Origin of the sequence: uncultured Friedmanniella sp., assembly GCF_964244285.1 — a bacterium.
Lineage (GTDB): Bacteria > Actinomycetota > Actinomycetes > Propionibacteriales > Propionibacteriaceae > Microlunatus.
Genome location: NZ_CAXTHT010000001.1, coordinates 868,434 through 888,972, shown reverse-complemented (window position 1 = coordinate 888,972; position 20,539 = coordinate 868,434). Strand labels below are relative to the sequence as shown.

The following is a 20,539-nucleotide window of genomic DNA, read 5'->3' as shown; positions in this document are numbered from 1 at the left end:
AGAAGATCGGTGCCGAGCTCGTCAAGGAGGTCGCCAAGAAGACCGACGACGTCGCGGGCGACGGCACCACCACCGCCACCGTGCTCGCCCAGGCGCTGGTCCGCGAGGGCCTGCGCAACGTGACCGCCGGCGCCAACCCGATGAGCCTGAAGAAGGGCATCGAGAAGGCCGTCGCCGCGATCGTGGAGCAGCTGGCCGCCACCGCCACCGACGTGGAGACCAAGGAGCAGATCGCGGCCACCGCCTCGATCTCCGCCGGGGACGCCACGGTCGGCGAGATCATCGCCGAGGCGATGGACAAGGTCGGCAAGGAAGGCGTCATCACCGTCGACGAGTCGAACACCTTCGGCCTCGAGCTCGAGCTCACCGAGGGCATGCGGTTCGACAAGGGCTACATCTCGCCCTACTTCGTCACCGACACCGAGCGCATGGAGACGGTCCTCGACGACCCGTACGTCCTGATCGTCAACTCCAAGGTCAGCAACCTCAAGGATGTGCTGCCCCTGCTGGAGAAGGTCATCCAGGCCGGCAAGCCGCTCGTCGTGATCGCCGAGGACGTGGACGGCGAGGCCCTGGCCGCCCTGATCGTCAACAAGATCCGCGGCACCTTCAAGTCCGTCGCCGTCAAGGCCCCGGGCTTCGGCGACCGCCGCAAGGCCATGCTCGGCGACATCGCCATCCTCACCGGTGGCCAGGTCATCTCCGAGGAGGTCGGCCTCAAGCTCGACGGCGTCGGCCTGGAGCTGCTCGGCCAGGCCCGTCAGGTGCTGGTCACGAAGGACGAGACCACGATCATCGAGGGTGCCGGTGACTCCGACGCCATCGCGGGCCGGGTCAACCAGATCCGGGCCGAGATCGACAACTCCGACTCCGACTACGACCGCGAGAAGCTGCAGGAGCGGCTGGCCAAGCTGGCCGGCGGCGTGGCTGTCATCAAGGTCGGCGCGGCCACCGAGGTCGAGCTCAAGGAGCGCAAGCACCGCATCGAGGACGCGGTCCGCAACGCGAAGGCTGCCGTCGAGGAAGGTGTGGTCGCCGGTGGTGGCGTCGCTCTCGTCCAGGCCGCCGCGGTCGTCTTCGAGACCCTCGAGCTCGAGGGTGACGAGGCCGTCGGCGCGAACATCGTCAAGGTGGCCGTCGAGGCTCCGCTGCGTCAGATCGCCATCAACGCCGGCCTCGAGGGCGGCGTCGTGGTCGAGAAGGTCAAGAGCCTGCCCGCGGGCGAGGGCCTGAACGCGGCTACCGGTGAGTACGTGAACCTGCTCGAGGCCGGCGTGCCGGACCCGACCAAGGTCACCCGTTCGGCGCTTCAGAACGCCGCGTCGATCGCCGCGCTGTTCCTCACCACCGAGGCCGTCATCGCCGACAAGCCGGAGAAGGCTGCCCCGGCTGGCGGCGGCGACCCGTCCGGTGGCATGGGCGGCATGGACTTCTGAGTCCAGGCAGCTCGTAGCTCAGCACGTCCGAGAGGGGCGGTCCCGCAAGGGGCCGCCCCTCGTGCGTTCTCAGGCGTGCGGGAGGGGGCCGACGCGTTCGGTGGAGCCGCGGTAGTCGGGCAGCTGCCACTCATCCGGCAGCGGGGTCGGCCACTCGTCGACGGTCCGGGCCGGGGGCGGCGCGTCCGAGGCGTAGACCCACCTGGGTCCGGCGGCCGCCACCGGCGCTCCGAGCCGGCGCCCGGCATCGGGGAGGTCGGTGACGGGGAGGCTGACGGGTGCCAGGCCGCGGACCTGGACCCGTACCGTCCGGGTGCCGGTGGGCAGGCCGGGGAAGAGGGTGGTCACCGAGATGGTGCCGCCGGGCTGCGACAGCGACCGGGCCCACAGGTCCAGCTCGCTGCAGGCGCACTCGTAGCCAGGTCGGCCGTTGAGCTGCCGCGTCAGCCAGGTCGCCGCGAGGGTGGTCCGGCGGCCGGCGAGCTGCAGCGTGGGGCCGTCGGTGGAGTTGAGCGCCGGCACGGCAACGGCCTCCGGCAGGGGAGCGCTGACCGGCGGCCCGAGCACGTAGAGGCGGTAGTCCAGCCCGGACGGGGCCCTGATCCGCCAGCGCAGGGCCGTCACGCCGGGCCCGGCCAGCACCGCGTCCAGGCCGATCTGGACCCGGGACTGTGGTCCGAGGCCGGACACGGGGAGGGTGCGCAGCGGCCCCGGGCTGGCCGCGGCCGCGGGCCGGGTCAGGTCGGTCTCGGTTCCCGCCCTCGCCGTCGGCACCTGGCCGACGGGGGTCACCGGCACCCCGGCGACCGGCGTCTGGTTGGCCAGCAGGACATCGACGCGCCGCAGCCCGCGGGGCAGCGTCGGGAAGGTGCTCTGCAGCAGCGAGGTCTGACCGATCCGGAACGTCGACTGATCGGCCCACAACGGGGTGCACAGGCAGTGGTTCAGCTCCCGCCGCGACTCGTGGGCCAGGCTGGTGTAGACCCGGTCGTGTGTCGGGTCGAGCAGCCAGATCGCCACGGTGTTGCCCACGTACCGGGTCAGGCCGAGGTCAACCCGGCCGGGTAGCGGGTCGCCCTCGCGCAGGCCGGGGGCGGTCAGCGGGGTGACCGAGTAGTCCAGCACGGTGGCCCCCGGGATGCGGCGGACGGCGTGCACGGCGAACCGGGCCGTCAGCCCGACGCCCTCCCCACTGGTCCAGACCGTCTCGCCCGCGACGGGGAGCTCCGGGTTGACCGAAGCCGTCGGCGGTGCGGGAGGCGCGGGCGGGAGCGGCGTCGACGTGGGGCTGCGGGTGCGGAACAGACCCGGTTCCTGGCGCGAGTACGTGCAGCCGCCCAGCACCAGCGCCAGGACGAGCCCCAGCACTCCGAGCAGCCGCTGTGCCACCCGGTCAGCGTAGGTCCGGGGCCCAGCCGGCGTGGGCGCTAGGGTGACGGCAGTTCGACCGAGCGCCGGAAGGGGTCGCTGTGAGCACGTTGCGGGTGGTGGACGGGCACAACGACCTGCCGTGGGCGATGCGCAAGGTGGGATACGACTTCGCCGCCGTGGACATCGCGCAGCCGCAGCCGCAGCTGCACACCGACCTGCCGCGGCTGCGGTCCGGCGGGGTGGGGGCCCAGTTCTGGTCGGTCTTCGTGCCCTGCACCCTGGTCGGGGAGAACGCCGTCACCGCCACGCTCGAACAGATCGACGCGGTCTACGACATGATCCAGCGCTACGTCTCCGACCTGGCCCTGGTCACCAGCGCCGAGGGGCTGCAGGCGACCCTGGAAGACCCGTACCTGATCGGCAGCCTGATGGGCGCCGAGGGCGGGCACTCGATCAACAACTCCCTGGGCACGCTGCGCACGCTGTACCGGCTGGGCGTCCGCTACCTGACCCTGACCCACAACGAGAACACCGCCTGGGCCGACTCGGCCACCGACGAACCGGTGCACGGCGGCCTGACGGCGTTCGGCCGCGAGGTGGTGGCGGAGATGAACCGGATGGGCATGCTCGTCGACCTCTCCCACGTGGCGCCCAGCACCATGCACGACGCGCTGGCGGCCACTGTGGCGCCGGTCATCTTCAGCCACTCCTCGGCGCGGGCGGTCTGCGACCACCCCCGCAACGTCCCCGACGACATCCTCACCGAGCTGGCCGCCAACGGCGGGATCTGCATGGCCACCTTCGTGCCGCACTTCGTCAGCCCGACGGTGCGGGCCTGGGCGCTGGAGGCGCAGGCCGCGGCCGAGACGGCCGGGGTCGACGCCCGCGACCTGGAGGCGATGGACGCCTTCTGGGCGAGCTACCCCGAGCCGCAGCCGCCTGCGTCCGTCGACGACGTGGTCGCCCACCTGGAGCACCTGCGCGAGGTCGCCGGGATCGAGCACGTCGGGCTCGGCGGTGACTACGACGGGGTCACCTCGGTGCCGGTCGGTCTCGAGGACGTCTCCACCTACCCGGTCCTGCTGGACGCGCTGCGGCTGAAGGGCTGGTCGGAGCCTGATCTGGCCGCGCTGACGTCGGGCAACATCGTCCGGGTCTTCCACGACGCCGAGCAGGTCTCGTTCCGGCTCCGCGACGAGCGGCCGCCGTCGATCGCCACGATCGATCAGCTCGACGGGCGCCCGGACGCGACGTGAGCGGGCTGCTCGAGGTCATCGTCCGGCACGCCGCGGACGCCAGCCGCGCCGAGGACGGGGGCGCGGACCGGCTCGAGCTGGTGGGCAGCATGGAGCACGGCGGCCTGTCCCCGGAACCGGGGGTGGTCGAGCAGGTGTGTGCCGCGACCAGTCTGCCCGTGCGGGTGATGCTGCGGCTGCGGGAAGGCTTCGGCACCGACGGCGGCGAGCTGGTCCGGCTGCAGGGAATCGCGGGCGCGTACGACCATGCGGGGGCGGCGGGGCTGGTGCTCGGTTTCCTCAACGGTCACACCGAGGTGGACGTCGACGTGGTGCTGGCCCTGGTCGGGGAACGCGAGGGCGCTTGGACCTTCCACCGCGCGGTGGACGCCTGCATCTCCACCGACCGGGCCTGGCGCGAGCTGCGGCACCTGCCGGGGCTCGACGCGGTGCTGACCGCCGGCTCGGCCCGCGGGGTAGCCGAAGGGCTGGACGAGCTCGTGCAGCGGGCCCGCGGGGACGACTTCGCCCGCGGGGTGATCATGGCCGGCGGCGGACTGGCCCCCGAGCACGTCCCCTGGCTGGTCCGGGCCGGCGTCCGCGCGTTCCACATCGGCTCTGCGGCCCGGCCGTTGGGTGAGTACAAGGCCTACGTCGACCCGGAGCTGGTCCGGACATGGCGGACGCTGGTGGACGAGCAGGTCGCCGCGCACCCGGCTCCCGCAAGCCCGTGATCCTGGTCGACGCCCCCACCTGGCCCGGCCACGGCCGGCTCTGGTCACACCTGGTGAGCGACGTCTCGTACGAGGAGCTGCACGCCTTCGCCGCCTCGGTGGGGCTGCCGCCGCGGGCCTTCGAGCGCGACCACTACGACGTGGTCGACGAGCGCTTCGCCTCCGTGGTGGCCGCCGGTGCGACGGTGGTCAGCTCGCGGGAGGTCGTCGCTCGGCTGACCGCGTCCGGGCTACGTCGGCGCAAGATCTCCCGGCTCGCGGGTTGACCCCTGAAAAACTCACACCAGTTGCCCGACAGCCCGTGGTGGTGAGCGTGGCGGGGGATGGCAGGCGTCAACTGGTGTGAGTTTTTCAGGGGACCTCCGAGTCGACCTGTTCGCCCTCGGATGAGCGGCTCGCCGTCCTGGCCCGCGCGCGGCAGGATGGAGTCGACGAAAGGACGTTCATGGCCGCCTGTGCCGATCTCGACGCCTTCCCCCTCACCGCCGTGCCCGGCACCTTTGCCTACGAGTGCGCCGACTGCGTCCCCGTCGGCGGCAGCTGGGTTCACCTACGGCGCTGCCTGACCTGCGACCACGTGGCCTGCTGCGACTCCTCCCCGGCCCGGCACGCCACCGCTCACGCCCATGCCTCCGGCCACCCCGTCATCACCTCGGCCGAGCCGGGGGAGACCTGGCGCTGGTGCTACGTGGACGAGGTCGGTGCGTGACGGCAGAGCTCCCCGACGGCGGGGCCCGGGAACGGGTCTCGAGGCCGATCCTGTTGACCGTCGACGACGACCCGACCGTCTCGCGCTCGGTCGCCCGGGACCTGCGGCGGCAGTACGGCTCGCGCTGCCGCATCATGCGCGCCGACTCCGGAGCGGAGGCGCTCGAGCTGATCCGCGAGGTCGTGCTGCGCGGGGAACAGGTGGCGGTGATCCTGGCCGACTACCGGATGCCGGGGATGAACGGGGTCGAGTTCCTCGAGGCTGCCATGGACCTGGTGCCGCAGGCGCGGCGGGCCCTGCTCACCGCGTACGCGGACACCAACGCCGCGATCGCGGCGATCAACGTCGTCGACGTCGACCACTACCTGCTCAAGCCGTGGGAGCCGCCGGAGGAGAAGCTCTACCCGGTGGTCGATGAGCTGCTCGCCACCTGGGAGCGCGAGGGCAAGCCGGCCGAGCACAAGATCAAGATCCTCGGCCACCCCTGGTCGCCGGCCTCTTACGAGGTCCGGGACTTCCTGGCCCGCAACCTCGTGCCCTACCGCTGGTACCACGTCGAGGAGGCCGACGGCCGCCGGCTGCTCGCCGCGGCCGGCGCCGAGGCGAGCCAGGCCCCGGTGGTGATCACCGCTGACGGCACCGCCCTGGTCCAGCCCACCCTGCTCGAGCTGGCCAACGCCGTCGGGCTCAGCACGTTGCCGCAGGCCGAGCTCTACGACGTGGTCATCGTCGGCGGAGGTCCCGCGGGCCTCGGTGCCGCCGTCTACGCGGCGTCGGAGGGCCTGAAGGCGGTGATTGTCGAGCGCGAGGCGGCTGGTGGCCAGGCCGGGCAGAGCTCGCGGATCGAGAACTACCTCGGCTTCCCCGACGGCGTCGCGGGCGGCCAGCTGACCGACCGGGCCCGACGGCAGGCACTGCGCTTCGGCGCCGAGCTGCTGACCGCCCGTACGGTCACCGGGCTCGAGGTCGCCGGGCCGGCCCGACGGGTGATCTTCGACGACGGCACCTCGGTGCTGGCCCACGCGGTGGTGCTCGCCACCGGGGTCAGCTACCGCCAGCTCGAGGCCGACGGCGCCGACGACCTGGTGGGCCGGGGCGTCTACTACGGCTCAGCCGCGACCCAGGCCGAGGCGTGCGCCGGTGAGCACGTCATCATCGTCGGCGGCGCCAACTCCGCCGGCCAGGCCGCGGTCTTCTTCGCCCGGCACGCGGCGAAGGTGACCATCGCCGTGCGCGGGGAGTCGCTCGAACGCTCGATGTCGAGCTACCTGATCGACCAGATCGCCGCCATCGACAACATCGAGGTCCGCACCCGGACGGTCGTGGGGCAGTGCGCGGGGACGGACCGGCTGCAGTGCGTCACCCTCAGCCACGCCGACGGCACGTCCCAGGTCGTCGACGCCGGCCACCTGTTCGTCTTCATCGGCGCCGCGCCGCTGACCGACTGGCTGCCGGAGACCGTGGTCCGCGACCGGAGCGGGTTCGTGGTCACCGGTCTGGAGCTGCTCGCCGGCGACGAGCCGCCGCCGAGCTGGGACCTCGAGCGTGACCCGTACCTGCTGGAGTCCAGCGTCCCCGGCGTCTTCGTGGCCGGCGACGTCCGGGCGCAGTCGGTGAAGCGGGTGGCCTCCGCAGTCGGGGAGGGTGCCCTGGCCGTCACCCTCGTCCACCGCTACCTGGCCGAGCAGTGAGGAGCACCCCATGACCGCAACCCCGGACACGCTCGGCCCAGAGGACCTGCGCACGCTGTTCCTGTTCGAGTCGCTCGATCCCGGGCAGCTGGACTGGCTCAGCGCCCGCGGTCGTACCGAGAGCCGTGCGGCCGGCACGAACGTGTTCACCGAGGGCGAGGAGGCGACCTGCTTCTTCGTGCTGCTCAGCGGCACGATCAGCATGCGACGCCGTGTCGAGGGCACCGAGGTGGAGATCAGCCGCACCTCCCAGCGGGGGGTCTACTCCGGCGCCACGCAGGCGTTCATGCCCAGCGAGGAGCGGTCCCGGTACCTCAACAGCGTCCTCGCCGTCACCGACGCCGAGTTCTGGGTGATCGACGCCGACGAGTACGGCCGGGAGATCCGTACCTGGTTCCCGATGGCGATGCACATGCTCGAGGGCCTCACGATCGGCATGCGTTCCAGCCAGCTGATCGTCGGTCAGCGCGAGCGGCTGCTCTCCCTCGGCCGGCTGTCCGCCGGTCTCACCCACGAGCTGAACAACCCCGCCGCCGCCGCCGTCCGCGCCACCGCGGCGCTGCGGGAGCGGGTCAGCCGAATGCGCCGCAAGCTCGCCCACCTGGCCAGCAGCAGCGTCGACCCGCAGGCGCTGGTCGCCCTGACCGACCTCCAGGAGTCGGCGGTGGAGCAGATGGTCAAGGCCGAGAAGCTCTCGCCGATGGCGGTCAGCGACGCCGAGGACGCGCTCAGCGACTGGCTCGACGACCACGCGGTGGCCGGTGCCTGGGACCTGGCCCCGACCCTGGTCGCGGCGGGAGTCAACGTCGACCTGCTCGACGAGATCTCCGACACGATGCCGCCCGACCTGCTCTCGGACGGGATCCACTGGGTGGCCTACGCCCTCGACACCGAGCAGCTGATGAACGAGATCGAGGACTCGACGACCCGCATCTCGACCCTGGTCGGGGCGGCCAAGCAGTACTCGCAGCTGGACCGGGCGACCGCCCAGGACGTCGACCTCCGTGACGGGTTGGTCTCCACCCTGGTGATGCTGGGGCACAAGATCAAGGAGGCCGGCGTCGTCCTGGTCAAGGACCTCGACCCCGACCTGCCGCGCGTCCCCGCGTACCCGGCCGAGCTCAACCAGGTCTGGACGAACCTGATCGACAACGCCATCGGGGCCATGCCCGGGGGCGGCACGCTGACCGTCCGCACCACCCGCGAGGAGTCGTGCGTGCTGGTGGAGATCGGCGACACCGGAGCCGGGGTGCCCCAGCAGCTGCAGACCAAGATCTTCGAGCCGTTCTTCACCACCAAACCGGTGGGGGAGGGGACGGGCCTGGGTCTGGACATCTCCTACCGCGTCATCACCCAGCGGCACGGCGGCGATCTCCGGGTGGTCTCGGAACCAGGAGACACCCGCTTCCAGGTGCGGCTGCCGCTGACCGATCCGGGAGCCGGCCGATGACGACCTCCCAGTCGATGGAACGACTGCAGCACGCGGCGTCGCTGGACTAACCTGAGGCATGACCTCCCCCCCGCCTTCCGCCGGGCCATCGGTCGACCTCGGCCTCGACCAACAGCTCTGCCTGGCGCTCTACACCGCGTCCCGGGCCATGACGGGCCGGTACCGATGGACCCTGGCCGGGCTGGGGCTGACCTACCCGCAGTACCTCGTGATGGTCCTGCTCTGGGAGGACGGCCCCAGCTCGGTGAGTGCCATCGGACAACGGCTCAGCCTGGACTCCAGCACCCTGTCCCCTCTGCTCAAACGCCTGCAGGCTACGGGTCTGGTCACCCGGACGCGCGCCACCACCGACGAGCGGCTGATGATCATCGACCTCACCGATCGTGGCCGGGCCATGCAGGAGGAGGCGTCCCACGTCGCCGGGGAGATCTGCGCGTCCACCGGCCTGGAGATGCCCGACCAGCTGGAGCTGACCGAGGCGCTACGCACGCTGGCCGTCCAGCTCGACGCAGCCACCCGACGGGCGAGCACCACACACTCCGAGTCGAGCGCCATTTAGTCGCACGCTACCCTTTTCGGGGCGTCTGCCCCCGGAACCTGAGGAGTACGGCATGGCTACCGTCGCCATCGGCACGGAGAACGGCACCGCGATCGAGCTGCACTACACCGACCAGGGCCACGGCACCCCCGTCGTCCTGATCCACGGCTGGCCGCTCAGCGGTCGCTCGTGGGAGAGCCAGGTCGGGCCGCTCGTCGAGGCCGGCCACCGGGTCATCACCTACGACCGTCGCGGCTTCGGCCAGTCGAGCCAGCCCTGGGAGGGCTACGACTACGACACCCTCGCCGCCGACCTCGCGGCGCTGCTGACCCACCTCGACGTCCGCGACGCCACGCTGGTCGGCTTCTCGATGGGCGGCGGCGAGGTCGTGCGGTACCTCTCGACCTACGGCACCGAGCGCGTCAGCCGGGCCGTGCTGGCCGGCGCGGTCCCGCCGTACCTCTACAAGTCCGACGACAACCCCGACGGCGGCCTGGACGACGCGACGATCGAGGGCTTCGAAGCCGGCGTGCGCACGGACCGGCCCGCCTTCCTCGAGGAGTTCACGACAGGCTTCTTCAGCGCGGGCCGCAAGCTTAAGGTCAGCGAGGCGACCCGGCAGTACGCGATCAGCCTGGCCTCCGTCGCCTCGGCCAAGGCCACCCTCGACTGCATCGGTGCCTTCGGCCGTACCGACTTCCGCGCCGACCTCGCCGCGATCACCGTGCCGACCCTGGTCATCCATGGCGACTCCGACGGCATCGTCCCCTTCGAGGTCAGCGGCAAGCGCTCCGCCGAGGCGATCCCCGGCGCCAAGCTCGTGGTGGTCAAGGACGCCCCGCACGGCTTCAACGTCAGCCACGCCGAGGAGTTCAACAACGCCCTCCTGGCCTTCCTGGCCGGCTGAACGGCCTCAGCCGGCGAGCTCGGCGGGCAGGTCGGTGCTGTGGACGACGACCAACGAGGTGACCGCCCGGGTCAGGCAGACGTAGAGCCGTCGCAGGCCGGTGACGTGGTCGGGCTCGGCGGCCACGATCGCCGCCGGCTCCAGTAGCACGACGTGGTCGAACTCGAGGCCCTTGGCCAAGGTGGCCGGCACCAGGTCCACCCGGTGACCGAACTGCTGCTCGGTCTCCCCGAGCAGGTCGAAGGCGAGACAAGCGTCGGCCATCGCCGTGCGGACCGCCGGCACGGCCGCGTCGGCCACGATCACGCCGACGGTCCCCTCGGCGGCCAGCGCCTGCCGGACGCCCTGCAGCAGCTCGGCGGTCGGATCGGGGGCTGAGCGCAGATCCAGCTCACCGCGGTGCCGACGGACGGAGTGCGGCGGGGTCAGCGAGGGCGCGATCCGCGGCAGCAGCCGGGCCGCGTAGTCGATCACCGCGCCCGGCACCCGGAAGCCGGCGACCAGCTCCTCCACCACCGCGTCGGGCTGCCCGAGGTGGCCGAGCGACTCCGACCAGGACCGGGTGGCCCAGGGGGTGGTCGCCTGGGCGAGGTCGCCGAGGACGGTCACCGAGCCGGTCGAGGCGCGCCGTCCGACGGCCCGCAGCATCATCGGCGACAGGTCCTGCGCCTCGTCCAGCACCACGTGTCCGACGCTCGGCGTCCGTTGCAGCAGGTCGGCAGCCTCGTCCACCAGGACGACATCCGCCAAGGTCCAGCGGGCCGCCGCGGCCGAGCGGGCCGGCCTGCCGGTCATCAAGATCAACTTCTGCTCGGTCTCGTCCAGGATCCCGTCCGCACAGGCCGCCAGGAAAGCAGGATCGGTCAAGAGCCTCAAGATCAACTTCCGCGGGTCCAGGCTCGGCCAGAGCTGTTCGGCGTACACCTTGACGGGCCGGCTGCGCGCCACGGCGTTCTGTACCCGGTCGTCCGGGGAGTCTCCGGCCGCCTCCATCCGCAGCAGCACCTGGTGCGCGAGCCGCTGCGGCAGCATGGCCCGCCCGGCCTCGTACCGGACGCCGCGCTGCTTCAGCTCGGCCACCATCTCCTCCGCGAGGTACGCCCCGACCCGCCACTGGTGCGCGCCGCGGGGGACCACAAGGGGGTCACGTGTGCTGCCGAGGTGGCTCCAGACCGCTCGGTGCAGCACCTCCGCCATCCGGGCGTCGCCCTTGGCGACGGCCGCGGCCGCCGGTTCCAGCGCTCGCACCCCGAGGCCGGTCGCCCCGTTGACCAGCGAGCCGACGGTCGCCTGGGTCGCGTCGATCTCCCCCAGTGCCGGCAGCACGTCGGCGATGTAGGAGAGGAAGCTGTCGTTCGGACCAATCACGAGCACGCCGGACCGGGCCAGCTGGTCGCGGTAGGCGTAGAGCAGGTACGCCGCGCGGTGCAGCCCGACCGCCGTCTTCCCGGTGCCCGGCGCGCCCTGCACGCAGACCGACTGGCTCAGCGGGGCCCGCACGATGGTGTCCTGCTCGGGCTGGATGGTGGCCACGATGTCGCGCATCGGCCCCGTCCGCGGCCGTTCGATCTCGGACTCCAGGATCGCCGACGCGGCCGCCTCGACCTCGGCCGCCGGTGTCCGGACCAAGTTCTCGTCCTCGAACGCGGTCAGCCGACCGTTCGAGAAGCCGAACCGGCGACGGTGCCGGACGCCCATCGGCTCGCCCACCCGGGCCTGGTAGAACGGCAGCGCCATGCCCGCCCGCCAGTCGATGACCATCGGGTCGGCGCCCGATTCGCCCGTCACGTGCCGCCGGCCGATGTAGAGGGTCTCGTCCCGCTCGGCGCCGAGGGCGGCGTCGTAGCCGAGCCGACCGAAGAACAGAGGCACCGTCGGGTCGTCCTCGAGGGCCTTCATCCGGCGGTGGAGGACCTGCTTCAGGTGCTCGGTGGAGACCCGGTCGCCACCGGCGGCGGTCAGGCTGGCGGTGTGCTCGCGCATCTGCTGGAGGGCGGCGCGGGAGGAGGTGAGGTGGCTCTGCTCGGCCACGAGAACAGTGGCGACGGGCTCTTCGGGCATGCAGACGTCTCCGATGTCAGTCGGCTGAGGGCTGGGGAGCGAAGCGACAACTTACACCGCCCACACCTCGGCAGCGAGCGCTTTTCGGCCCCCCCGGGTCCGGGCGGCGGGCCGCGGTTCCTAGATTGGGGTTCGTGACCGCTGACAACCCGACGCCCACCGGCGAGAGCCCGCGCACCTTCGTCCCCGTGGAGGACCCGAAGGACCGGCCCCGCCGGACCCGGGTCACCGTCCGGGTGCTGCTGACCAACGACGCCGACCAGACGTTGCTGTTCGAGGACAGCGATCCCGGTCTCGATGACGCCCGCTGGTGGGCGACCCCCGGCGGCGGCATGGACCCGGGTGAGAGCGAGGTCGACACGGCCATCCGGGAGGTCTGGGAAGAGACGGGCGTCCGGCTGGGTGCCGACGACCTGCTGGGCCCGATGGCCCGTCGCCACGTCATCCACGGGTACTCCGACCAGGTGATCGAGCAGGACGAGTCGTTCTACCTGGCCCGGGTGGGCGACGTCGACATCGACGTCTCCGCTCACACCGAGGAGGAGAAGCTGACCTTCAAGCAGTTCCGCTGGTGGTCGAACGAGGAGCTGCGGAACACCGACGAGTGGGTCTGGCCGCACGAGCTCGTCGAGCTGCTGCACCTGGTGGACGAGCCGGACCGCTGGCCGGTCGAGCTGGGCATCCAGGAGGAGTCGACCGTCCTCGACGTGTCCTGACCACGCCCACGGCCGCCGGGCTGCCCGAGCCGTACGCCGCGGGTGACCCGCAGGCCCGTCGGGCCTCGGTCGCCCTCTTCCTGGCGGGCGTCGCGGTGTTCGCGTTGCTCTACAGCACGCAGCCACTGCTGCCCGAGCTCAGCCACCGTTTTGCGGTCAGTCCGGCCGCGGCCAGCCTGTCGGTGAGCGTCACCACCCTGACGCTGGCCGTCGGCCTGCTGGTGGTCGGGCCGGTCTCGGAGCGCTACGGCCGGACCCGGCTGGTCACGCTGAGCCTGGTTGCGGCGACGGCTCTGGGGCTGCTCTGCGCGTTCGCGCCCAGCTGGCCGCTCCTGCTGGCGGGCCGGGCACTGCAGGGTCTGGCCCTGGCCGGGCTGCCGGCGGTGGCCGTGGCCTACCTGGGGGAAGAGCTGCATCCCGCCGCCGCCGGCCAGGCCACCGGCCTCTACGTCGGCGGCAACGCGATCGGCGGCATGGCCGGCCGGCTGCTCTCGGGCGGGCTCGACGAGCTCGGCGGCTGGCGCCTGTCCGTGGGCGGGATCGGCGTGCTGGCCGCGCTCTGCACGGTCGCCGTGCTGTGGCTGCTGCCGGCGTCGCGGCGGTTCGTGCCCGGGCAGCCGGGGTTCGGCACGGTGCTGGTCAACACCCGCCGGGTCCTCACCGACCCGGTGCTCGTGGGCCTCTACCTGCTGGCCGCGCTGTTGATGGGCGCGTTCGTATCGGTGTTCAACGCCCTCGGCTTTCGGCTAGCCGGGCCGCCGTACCTGCTCACGGCGGCTGCCGCCGGTCTGGTCTTCCTCGTCTACGCCCTTGGCTCGGTCGCCTCGACCATCGCAGGCCGGCTGGCTGACCGGCACGGCCGCCGTACCGTGGTGCCGGTCGCCGTGGTGGTGATGTTCGCCGGACTGCTCGGTACGGCGGTGCACCCGCTGGCGGGGGTCGTCGCCGCCCTCGCCGTGATGACGGTCGGCTTCTTCGCGGCCCACGGCGTGGCCAGCGGCTGGGTCGGGGCCCGCGCCCGGCTCGGCGGGCGCGCCACCGCGCAGGCCGCGTCCACGTACCTGTTCGCCTACTACCTCGGCTCGTCGGTCGCCGGCGCGGTGGTGGGCCACGCCTGGAGCGCCACCGGCTGGACGGGTGTCCTCGAGCTCACCGGCGGCCTGGTCCTGGCCGGCGGCCTCGTCGCCGTCCTGCTCGCCCGCAGCACCAGCCTGCTGCAGCCGGGGAACCCGCCGGTCGGCTGAGGGGTTCAGGGGCGCCGCCCAGGAACATCTGCTGAAACGCGGATGTCCTTTTGTCGGAAGCCTGGGCTTTGCCAGCAGTGTTCCGGGGTCGTGGAGAGGTCACAGTCCGACTACAGCTCTTGGGTTCAGGCGGAAGAGCATGGTTCGGCTGGCTAACGTCTCTGCCCATGACCTCCCCCCTTCGCCGTGTAGCGGCGCTCGCCACCTCGGCTGCCGTGCTAGCCCTTCCCCTCGCCGCCACCACGACCACGGCCGACGCGGCTTCCTACCACTACAAGAACTGCACGAAGCTGCACAAGGATTTCAAGCACGGCGTCGGCAAGAAGGGTGCCAAGGACAAGACCAGCGGCACGCCCGTGACGAACTTCAAAAAGAGCACGAGCATCTACAAGAAGGCCATCGCCTACAACAAGCGGCTCGACGCCGACAAGGACGGCATCGCCTGCGAGAAGCGGTAGATGTCCTCGGCCCTCAGGCGCCGAGCTCGCTCAGGACCACCGGCAGCTCGGTGAGCAGCTCGCGGGCCAGGAAGCCGAGGGCGCCGACCCGGGCGGCGAGCCGGTCGCCCGCGGCGGCGTGCACGTGGGTGCCCCAGACAGCCGCCTGGTCGGCGTCGCCGGCCCGCCCCAGCAGGCCGGAGACGGCGCCCACCTGGACGTCGCCGCTGCCGGAGGTGGCCAGTCCGCCGTTACCCGCGCTGACCTGCCACACCTCACCGTCGGCGTTGGCCACTGCCCCCGAGCAGGACACCACGGCGCCGTAGCGGCGGGCGATCTCCGAGACGTCCGCCTGCCGCTCGGCCGTGCCCTCGGCCAGCTCTCGGTCCAGCAGCCGCGCCGCCTCGGAGGAGTTCGGCGTCAGCACCAGCCGCCCCCGCACCGGCGCGAGCACCTCGTCGTCCAGTCCCGGAAGCACGCCGAGCGCGTACGCGTCCAGGACCAGCCAGGTCTCCTCGCCCAGCTGCGGGACCAGCGTCCGCAGCAGGACGGCCGTCTCCTCCGGGTCGTCCAAGCCGACACCCACCGTGACCACGTCGGCCGAGCTGAGGTCGTCGGCGATCGCGCGCAGGTCGGCGCCCAGCACGCTGCCGCGCTCGTTCTGCGGCAGCCCGATCACGCCCGCCTCCGGGGTGGCCACGGCCATCGGGACGGCGGCGCTGGCGGCGACGGCCATGGTCAGGTGCCCCGCGCCCATCCGCAGCGCCGCGAGCCCGGCGAGCTGGACGGCCCCCGGCGTCGTGGCGGCGCCGCCGACGATCAGCACCTGGCCGCGGCCGTACTTGGACTCCCCGGCCGCGGGCAGCCCCCACCGGCGCAGCAGCGAGGGCGTCACCTCCTGGCCGGTCGGCCCGCTCCTCACGCTCCCTGAGCCGGGCGAAGGGTCAGGCTCGGGCATCGGTGTCTCCTGCGTGCTGGGTGACGGGAGCCTCGGACTGCTCGAGGTGGGCCACGTCGTTGAAGGTGAGCAGCTGCCAGCCGTCCGGTCCGCGCTGCAGCCGGGTGATCGAGACGTTCTTGACCGGGGTGGTGTTGCCGATCTCGAGCACCTGGGACTCGGTCAGTCCCTCGCAGACGTAGCGGAAGGTCAGCACCAGGGCGTCGTGGCAGAAGATCACGGCGCGGGTGCCGTCCGGCAGGCTCGCGAGGTCGGTGAGGAAGCTGCGCACCCGCAGCACCACGTCCGCCCACGACTCGCCGCCGGGCGGTCGATGGTAGAACTTGCCCAGCCACTGACGGCGTTCGGCCTCCTGCGGGAAGCGGTTCACCACCCCGCGCCACGTCAGCAGGTCCAGCACGCCGAGCTCGCGGTCACGGAGCCGCTCGTCCAGCTGGACGGGCAGCTCGATCCCGGCGGCATCGAGGCTGAGGCGTGCCGTCTGCTGCGCCCGGACGTAGGTCGAGGACCAGAGCCGGGTGGGCCTCTCGTCGGCGAGCAGGGGCCCGAGCCCCCGGCCCAGAGCGGTCGCCTGCTCGACGCCGGTCGGTGAGAGCTCGACGTCGGCATCGCGGGCGCCGACCTCGATCACCTCGGCGTCGGCGGCGTACGCCACGGCGGCAGCCGCGTTGCCCAGGCTCTCGCCGTGCCGGATGACAACCAGCTCGCTGACGGCCACGGGCCGCTCCCCTCGTGCTCTGCGACAGATCGACCCTCACCGTATCCGCCGCTTCCGACCATCCTCGGCGGGCCGAACTTAACCGGTATAGCCCCGGCGGAGCGTCGCGATGTCGAATCGGTAGGTTGGCAGGTATGGAATTCCGCTACCTCGGCAACTCTGGTCTCAAGATCTCCGCCATCACCTACGGCAACTGGCTCACCCACGGCTCCCAGGTCGAGAACGAGCAGGCGCAGGCCTGCGTCAAGGCCTCCCTCGAAGCCGGCATCACCACCTTCGACACCGCTGACGTCTACGCCAACACCAAGGCCGAGACCGTGCTCGGCGAGGCGCTGAAGGGCGAGCGGCGCGAGTCGGTCGAGATCTTCACCAAGGTCTTCGGCCCCACCGGGCCCAAGGGTCCCAACGACCTCGGCCTCTCGCGCAAGCACATCAGCGAGGCCGTCAACGGCTCGCTGACCAGGCTGCAGACCGACTACATCGACCTCTACCAGGCTCACCGCTACGACTATGAGACCCCCCTCGAGGAGACGATGCAGGCCTTCGCCGACCTCGTCCGCGCGGGCAAGGTGCTCTACGTCGGCGTCAGCGAGTGGACGGCCGACCAGCTGCGCGACGGCGCGGCCCTGGCCAAGCAGCTCGGCTTCCAGCTCATCTCCAACCAGCCGCAGTACTCGATGCTGTGGCGGGTCATCGAGGGCGAGGTCGTGCCCGCGTCCCAGGAGCTCGGCATCAGCCAGGTCGTCTGGTCACCCATCGCCCAGGGCGTGCTGACCGGCAAGTACGTGCCCGGGGCCGAGCTGCCCGAGGGCTCGCGCGCCACCGACGACAAGGGTGGCGCGACGATGATCGCCCGCTGGATGAAGGACGACGTCCTCGAGCGCGTGCAGCAGCTGAAGCCGATCGCCGAGGAGGCCGGGCTCTCGATGGCCCAGCTGGCCATCGCCTGGGTGCTGCAGAACGAGAACGTCGCCACCGCCATCATCGGCGCTTCCCGTCCCGAGCAGGTCTTCGACAACGTCAAGGCAGCCGGTGTGACGCTCGAACCCGCGCTGCTGAGCAAGATCGACGACGTCCTCGGCGACGCCGTGGTCAGCAACCCGGCGAAGACCCTCGACAGCTCGCCGAAGACCCGCGAGGCCTGAGACTCACCTTCTGCCGACTTGTCAGAACTGGGTTGTCCTTCGGGGCAACTCAGTTCTGACAACTCGGTTGAGATCGGCTCAGGGGGCGTCCGCGGCGGCTTGTAGGGCGGCGACGTCGAGCTTGCGCATCTGCAGCATCGCCTTCATCGCGCGGCTGGAGCGGCCCGGGTCGGGGTCGCCCAGCAGCTCGTTCAGCTGCTTCGGCACGACCTGCCAGGACAGCCCGAAGCGGTCCTTGAGCCAGCCGCACTGGCTCTCCTCGCCGCCGTCGGCGAGCAGCGCCTCCCAGTAGCGGTCGACCTCGGCCTGGTCGGCGCAGTCGATCACGAACGACACCGCTTCGGTGAACCGGAAGTGCGGCCCGCCGTTCAGGCCGGTGAAGCGGACGCCGTCCAGCTCGAACTCGACGGTGAGCACGCCTCCGGCGCTGGAGTCCGGCGTGCCGTCCGGTGCAGGGGTGGTGCTCAGCATCCGCGAGTTCGGGAACAACCCGACGTAGAAGTTGGCGGCCTCCTCGGCCTGGGTGTCGAACCACAGGAACGGTGTGATGGTGGACATCGCGTCTCCTCAGATCAGGGGACCGCAGTCAGCAGTCCTGTTGCCGGTACTGACCCGTGGCGGCGGGCGTAGTCATCGGTCCGGCCGCTCGAGGGCGCGGCGCTGGTCCTGAGTCCCGGCTCCGAAGGACCGGATAGACGAAGGCCGGGACTACGCGGCCCAGGTCTTCCCGATCAGCCGCCCAGCGACCCTCAGTCCGCGGCGACCGCGTCCTCGGCGTCCATGATCCGGTAGCCGTAGCCCTGCTCGGCCAGGAAGCGCTGCCGGTGCGCCGCGAACTCGGCGTCGACGGTGTCCCGGGAGACCACTGCGTAGAAGCGGGCGGTGATGCCGTCGGCCTTCGGGCGCAGCAGCCGGCCGAGCCGCTGCGCCTCCTCCTGGCGGGAGCCGAAGGCGCCGGAGACCTGGATCGCCACCTGCGCGGTGGGCAGGTCGATCGAGAAGTTCGCCACCTTGCTCACCACGAGGAGGTCGATCTCGCCGCTGCGGAACGACTCGTAGAGCCGCTCCCGCTGCCGGACGGTGGTGTCGCCCTTGATCAACGGGGCGCCGAGCCGCTCGGCGAGCTCATCCAGCTGGTCGACGTACTGCCCGATCACCAGGGTCGGCACGCCCCGGTGCTTGGCCACGAGCTCGACGACCACGTCGGTCTTGGAGTCCGCGGTGGCGGCGAGCCGGTACTTCACGTCCGCCTCGGCCACGGCGTAGGTCATCCGCTCGGCCTCGGTCAGGGTGACCCGAACCTCGATGCAGTCGGCCGGCGCGATGTATCCCTGGGCCTCGATGTCCTTCCACGGGGCGTCGAAGCGCTTCGGCCCGATGAGGGAGAAGACGTCGCCCTCGCGGCCGTCCTCGCGAACCAGGGTGGCGGTGAGACCGAGCCGACGGCGGGCCTGCAGATCGGCCGTCATCCGGAAGACCGGCGCGGGCAGCAGGTGGACCTCGTCGTAGATGATCAAGCCCCAGTCTCGGGCGTCGAACAGCTCCAGGTGCGGGTGCACCCCGCCGCGCTTGGTGGTGATCACCTGGTAGGTGGCGATGGTGACGGGCCGGATCTCCTTGCGGGAGCCGGAGTACTCACCGATCTCCTCCGCGGTCAGCGACGTCCGCTTGATCAGCTCGTCGCGCCACTGCCGGGCCGAGACGGTGTTCGTGACCAGGATCAACGTGGTGGCCTTCGCGCGGGCCATGGCCGCCGCCCCCACGATGGTCTTGCCGGCCCCGCAGGGCAGCACCACGACGCCCGAGCCGCCGTGCCAGAAGCCTTCCGCCGCCTGGTCCTGGTAGGGCCGCAGCTCCCACCCTGTCTGATCGAGCTCGATGGCGTGCGCCTCGCCGTTGACGTAGCCGGCGAGGTCCTCGGCCGGCCAGCCCAGCTTCAGCAGCACCTGCTTCAGGTGGCCACGCTCGGACGGGTGCACCGCCACGGTGTCGTCGTCGACGCGGGCCCCGACCAGGCCCTTCACCTTGGCGCTGCGCAGGATCTCGGTGAGCACCGGCCGGTCCGTGGTCACCAGGACCAGGCCGTGCGTCGGGTGCTTCTCGATCCGCAGCCGGCCGTAGCGGTCCATCGTGTCCGCGACGTCGACCAGCAGGGCGTTGGGGACGGGGTAGCGGCTGTACGTCAGCAGCGTGTCGACGACCTGCTCGGCGTCGTGGCCGGCGGCGCGGGCGTTCCACAGGCCCAGCGGGGTCAGCCGGTAGGTGTGAATGTGCTCGGGGGCACGCTCCAGCTCGGCGAACGGCGCGATGGCGATCCGGCACTCGCCGGCGTCGGGGTGGTCCACCTCGAGCAGCAGCGTCCGGTCCGACTGCACCACCAGCGGGCCGGTGCCCACCGCCCCGGGGGCCATCAGTTCCTCCCCGAGGCCGAGGCGACCGGGGTCGGGGAGGCGCCCTCGGGCTGGTCCGCCTCGTTCGGGGCCAGGCTGGGTGACGGCTCGGGACTGCTGGCGCTCGGGCTCGGCGTCGGGCTGGGTGGGCTCGGGGTGGTCGACGGGGTCGGCTCCGGGGTGGGCTCGGGCGTCGGACGTGAGACCAGCAGGTTCGGCGAGCTCGGGCTCTCGTTGCCCGCCGCGTCCAAGGCCAGCACCTGGATCACGTGGTCGCCCAGGTCGTCGTTGAACCAGCGCACGGTCGCGTGGGTCTTGCGGGTGGTGGCGACGGTGAAGCCGTTGAGCACGACCCGGTAGCGCTGCACGCCGACGTCGTCGGTCGCGGGCGGCCAGCTCACGGTCAGCCGGTCCCGGGTCACCGGGCCGGTGCTGATGGCGGTGACGGGGGCCGGGGCGACGTTGTCGCTGCCGCCGCGCGGATCGTACGCGGTGGCGCCGCTGGGGCTGGGCCGACGCGTCGGTGGTAGGGATACGGGCGCCGTCGAGCTGCCGTCCGGGGTGGTGCTGGCCGCGTCGGGCGTCGGCTCGGGCCGGCTGGTGCTGTGGCTCACCGGACCGATCGCGGTGGTCGCGGTGGCGGTCGGCCAGCTGGTGGGCTCGTCGTTCGGCGGCGGCGCGGCGACCTGTCCGGAGTGCCCGCCGAGGGCGGGCACGACGTAGAGAGCTCCCACGCCTACCGCGCAGACGCCGAACACGAGCAGGCGTCGCAGGGTGACGGGGTTCACCGACGTAGTCT

At 71.8% G+C, this 20,539-nt stretch carries 20 protein-coding genes; 13 read left to right on the top strand and 7 right to left on the bottom strand.

Features of this window, described 5'->3' with window-relative positions; all coding sequences use genetic code 11:
- Positions 1–1,436, top strand: a 1,436-nt coding sequence (gene groL / locus ACFE7W_RS04215) for a chaperonin GroEL (protein WP_375423504.1), incomplete at its 5' end; no start/stop codon positions are given.
- A gap of 69 nt (positions 1,437–1,505) precedes the next feature.
- Here the strand turns inward: groL and ACFE7W_RS04210 are convergent.
- A complete protein-coding gene (locus ACFE7W_RS04210; RefSeq protein ID WP_375423503.1) occupies positions 1,506–2,825 on the bottom strand; it encodes a hypothetical protein in 1,320 nt (439 codons plus the stop codon).
- An 80-nt stretch (positions 2,826–2,905) separates the two neighbouring features.
- Between ACFE7W_RS04210 and ACFE7W_RS04205 the strand changes: the two genes are divergently transcribed.
- From ACFE7W_RS04205 to ACFE7W_RS04170, 8 genes are all read left to right on the top strand, one after another.
- Positions 2,906–4,063: a dipeptidase gene (locus tag ACFE7W_RS04205; RefSeq protein ID WP_375423502.1), complete on the top strand. Its 1,158-nt coding sequence runs from the start codon at positions 2,906–2,908 to the stop codon at positions 4,061–4,063.
- Positions 4,060–4,776, top strand: coding sequence for a copper homeostasis protein CutC (locus ACFE7W_RS04200; RefSeq protein ID WP_375423501.1), 717 nt, complete (start codon positions 4,060–4,062; stop codon positions 4,774–4,776). The genes ACFE7W_RS04205 and ACFE7W_RS04200 overlap by 4 nt, the downstream gene beginning before the upstream one ends.
- Positions 4,773–5,042, top strand: a complete 270-nt coding sequence (locus ACFE7W_RS04195; RefSeq protein ID WP_375423500.1) for a DUF4031 domain-containing protein — start codon at positions 4,773–4,775, stop codon at positions 5,040–5,042. The genes ACFE7W_RS04200 and ACFE7W_RS04195 overlap by 4 nt, the downstream gene beginning before the upstream one ends.
- Positions 5,043–5,221: 179 nt before the next feature.
- Positions 5,222–5,485: a UBP-type zinc finger domain-containing protein gene (locus ACFE7W_RS04190; protein WP_375423499.1), complete on the top strand. Its 264-nt coding sequence runs from the start codon at positions 5,222–5,224 to the stop codon at positions 5,483–5,485.
- Positions 5,482–7,176, top strand: a complete 1,695-nt coding sequence (locus ACFE7W_RS04185; protein WP_375423498.1) for an FAD-dependent oxidoreductase — start codon at positions 5,482–5,484, stop codon at positions 7,174–7,176. Before ACFE7W_RS04190 ends, ACFE7W_RS04185 begins: the two co-directional genes overlap by 4 nt.
- A gap of 10 nt (positions 7,177–7,186) precedes the next feature.
- Complete coding sequence (locus ACFE7W_RS04180) at positions 7,187–8,626, top strand: ATP-binding protein (protein ID WP_375423497.1); 1,440 nt, start codon at positions 7,187–7,189, stop codon at positions 8,624–8,626.
- Between the two features lie 58 nt (positions 8,627–8,684).
- Entirely contained in the window at positions 8,685–9,185 is a 501-nt protein-coding gene (locus ACFE7W_RS04175) for a MarR family winged helix-turn-helix transcriptional regulator (protein ID WP_375423496.1), read from the top strand.
- A 52-nt stretch (positions 9,186–9,237) separates the two neighbouring features.
- Entirely contained in the window at positions 9,238–10,071 is an 834-nt protein-coding gene (locus ACFE7W_RS04170; RefSeq protein WP_375423495.1) for an alpha/beta fold hydrolase, read from the top strand.
- Positions 10,072–10,077: 6 nt separating this feature from the next.
- On the opposite strand, the gene ACFE7W_RS04165 is transcribed toward ACFE7W_RS04170, so the two are convergent.
- Positions 10,078–12,132 (bottom strand): HelD family protein, encoded by a 2,055-nt coding sequence (locus ACFE7W_RS04165; protein ID WP_375423494.1) that lies wholly within the window; start codon positions 12,130–12,132, stop codon positions 10,078–10,080.
- A 134-nt stretch (positions 12,133–12,266) separates the two neighbouring features.
- Between ACFE7W_RS04165 and ACFE7W_RS04160 the strand changes: the two genes are divergently transcribed.
- From ACFE7W_RS04160 to ACFE7W_RS04150, 3 genes are all read left to right on the top strand, one after another.
- Entirely contained in the window at positions 12,267–12,848 is a 582-nt protein-coding gene (locus ACFE7W_RS04160) for an NUDIX hydrolase (protein WP_375423493.1), read from the top strand.
- Between the two features lie 20 nt (positions 12,849–12,868).
- Positions 12,869–14,092: an MFS transporter gene (locus ACFE7W_RS04155; RefSeq protein WP_375423546.1), complete on the top strand. Its 1,224-nt coding sequence runs from the start codon at positions 12,869–12,871 to the stop codon at positions 14,090–14,092.
- A gap of 215 nt (positions 14,093–14,307) precedes the next feature.
- Positions 14,308–14,550 (top strand): excalibur calcium-binding domain-containing protein, encoded by a 243-nt coding sequence (locus ACFE7W_RS04150; protein ID WP_375423492.1) that lies wholly within the window; start codon positions 14,308–14,310, stop codon positions 14,548–14,550.
- Positions 14,551–14,563: 13 nt separating this feature from the next.
- Here ACFE7W_RS04150 and ACFE7W_RS04145 read toward each other — a convergent pair whose 3' ends face one another.
- Both ACFE7W_RS04145 and ACFE7W_RS04140 read right to left on the bottom strand, forming a co-directional pair.
- The gene (locus tag ACFE7W_RS04145; RefSeq protein WP_375423491.1) at positions 14,564–15,487 is read right to left on the bottom strand and encodes an NAD(P)H-hydrate dehydratase; all 924 of its coding nucleotides are present in this window, start codon (positions 15,485–15,487) and stop codon (positions 14,564–14,566) included.
- Entirely contained in the window at positions 15,474–16,205 is a 732-nt protein-coding gene (locus ACFE7W_RS04140; protein WP_375423490.1) for a histidine phosphatase family protein, read from the bottom strand. The genes ACFE7W_RS04145 and ACFE7W_RS04140 overlap by 14 nt, the downstream gene beginning before the upstream one ends.
- A 134-nt stretch (positions 16,206–16,339) precedes the next feature.
- Here ACFE7W_RS04140 and ACFE7W_RS04135 point away from each other — a divergent pair, with 134 nt between their 5' ends.
- Positions 16,340–17,350: an aldo/keto reductase family protein gene (locus ACFE7W_RS04135; RefSeq protein ID WP_375423489.1), complete on the top strand. Its 1,011-nt coding sequence runs from the start codon at positions 16,340–16,342 to the stop codon at positions 17,348–17,350.
- 78 nt (positions 17,351–17,428) lie between these two features.
- On the opposite strand, the gene ACFE7W_RS04130 is transcribed toward ACFE7W_RS04135, so the two are convergent.
- From ACFE7W_RS04130 to ACFE7W_RS04120, 3 genes are all read right to left on the bottom strand, one after another.
- Complete coding sequence (locus ACFE7W_RS04130; protein ID WP_375423488.1) at positions 17,429–17,908, bottom strand: VOC family protein; 480 nt, start codon at positions 17,906–17,908, stop codon at positions 17,429–17,431.
- 191 nt (positions 17,909–18,099) lie between these two features.
- Entirely contained in the window at positions 18,100–19,761 is a 1,662-nt protein-coding gene (locus ACFE7W_RS04125) for a DNA repair helicase XPB (protein ID WP_375423487.1), read from the bottom strand.
- A complete protein-coding gene (locus ACFE7W_RS04120; RefSeq protein ID WP_375423486.1) occupies positions 19,761–20,528 on the bottom strand; it encodes a hypothetical protein in 768 nt (255 codons plus the stop codon). Before ACFE7W_RS04120 ends, ACFE7W_RS04125 begins: the two co-directional genes overlap by 1 nt.
- Between the last annotated feature and the right edge of the window lie 11 nt (positions 20,529–20,539).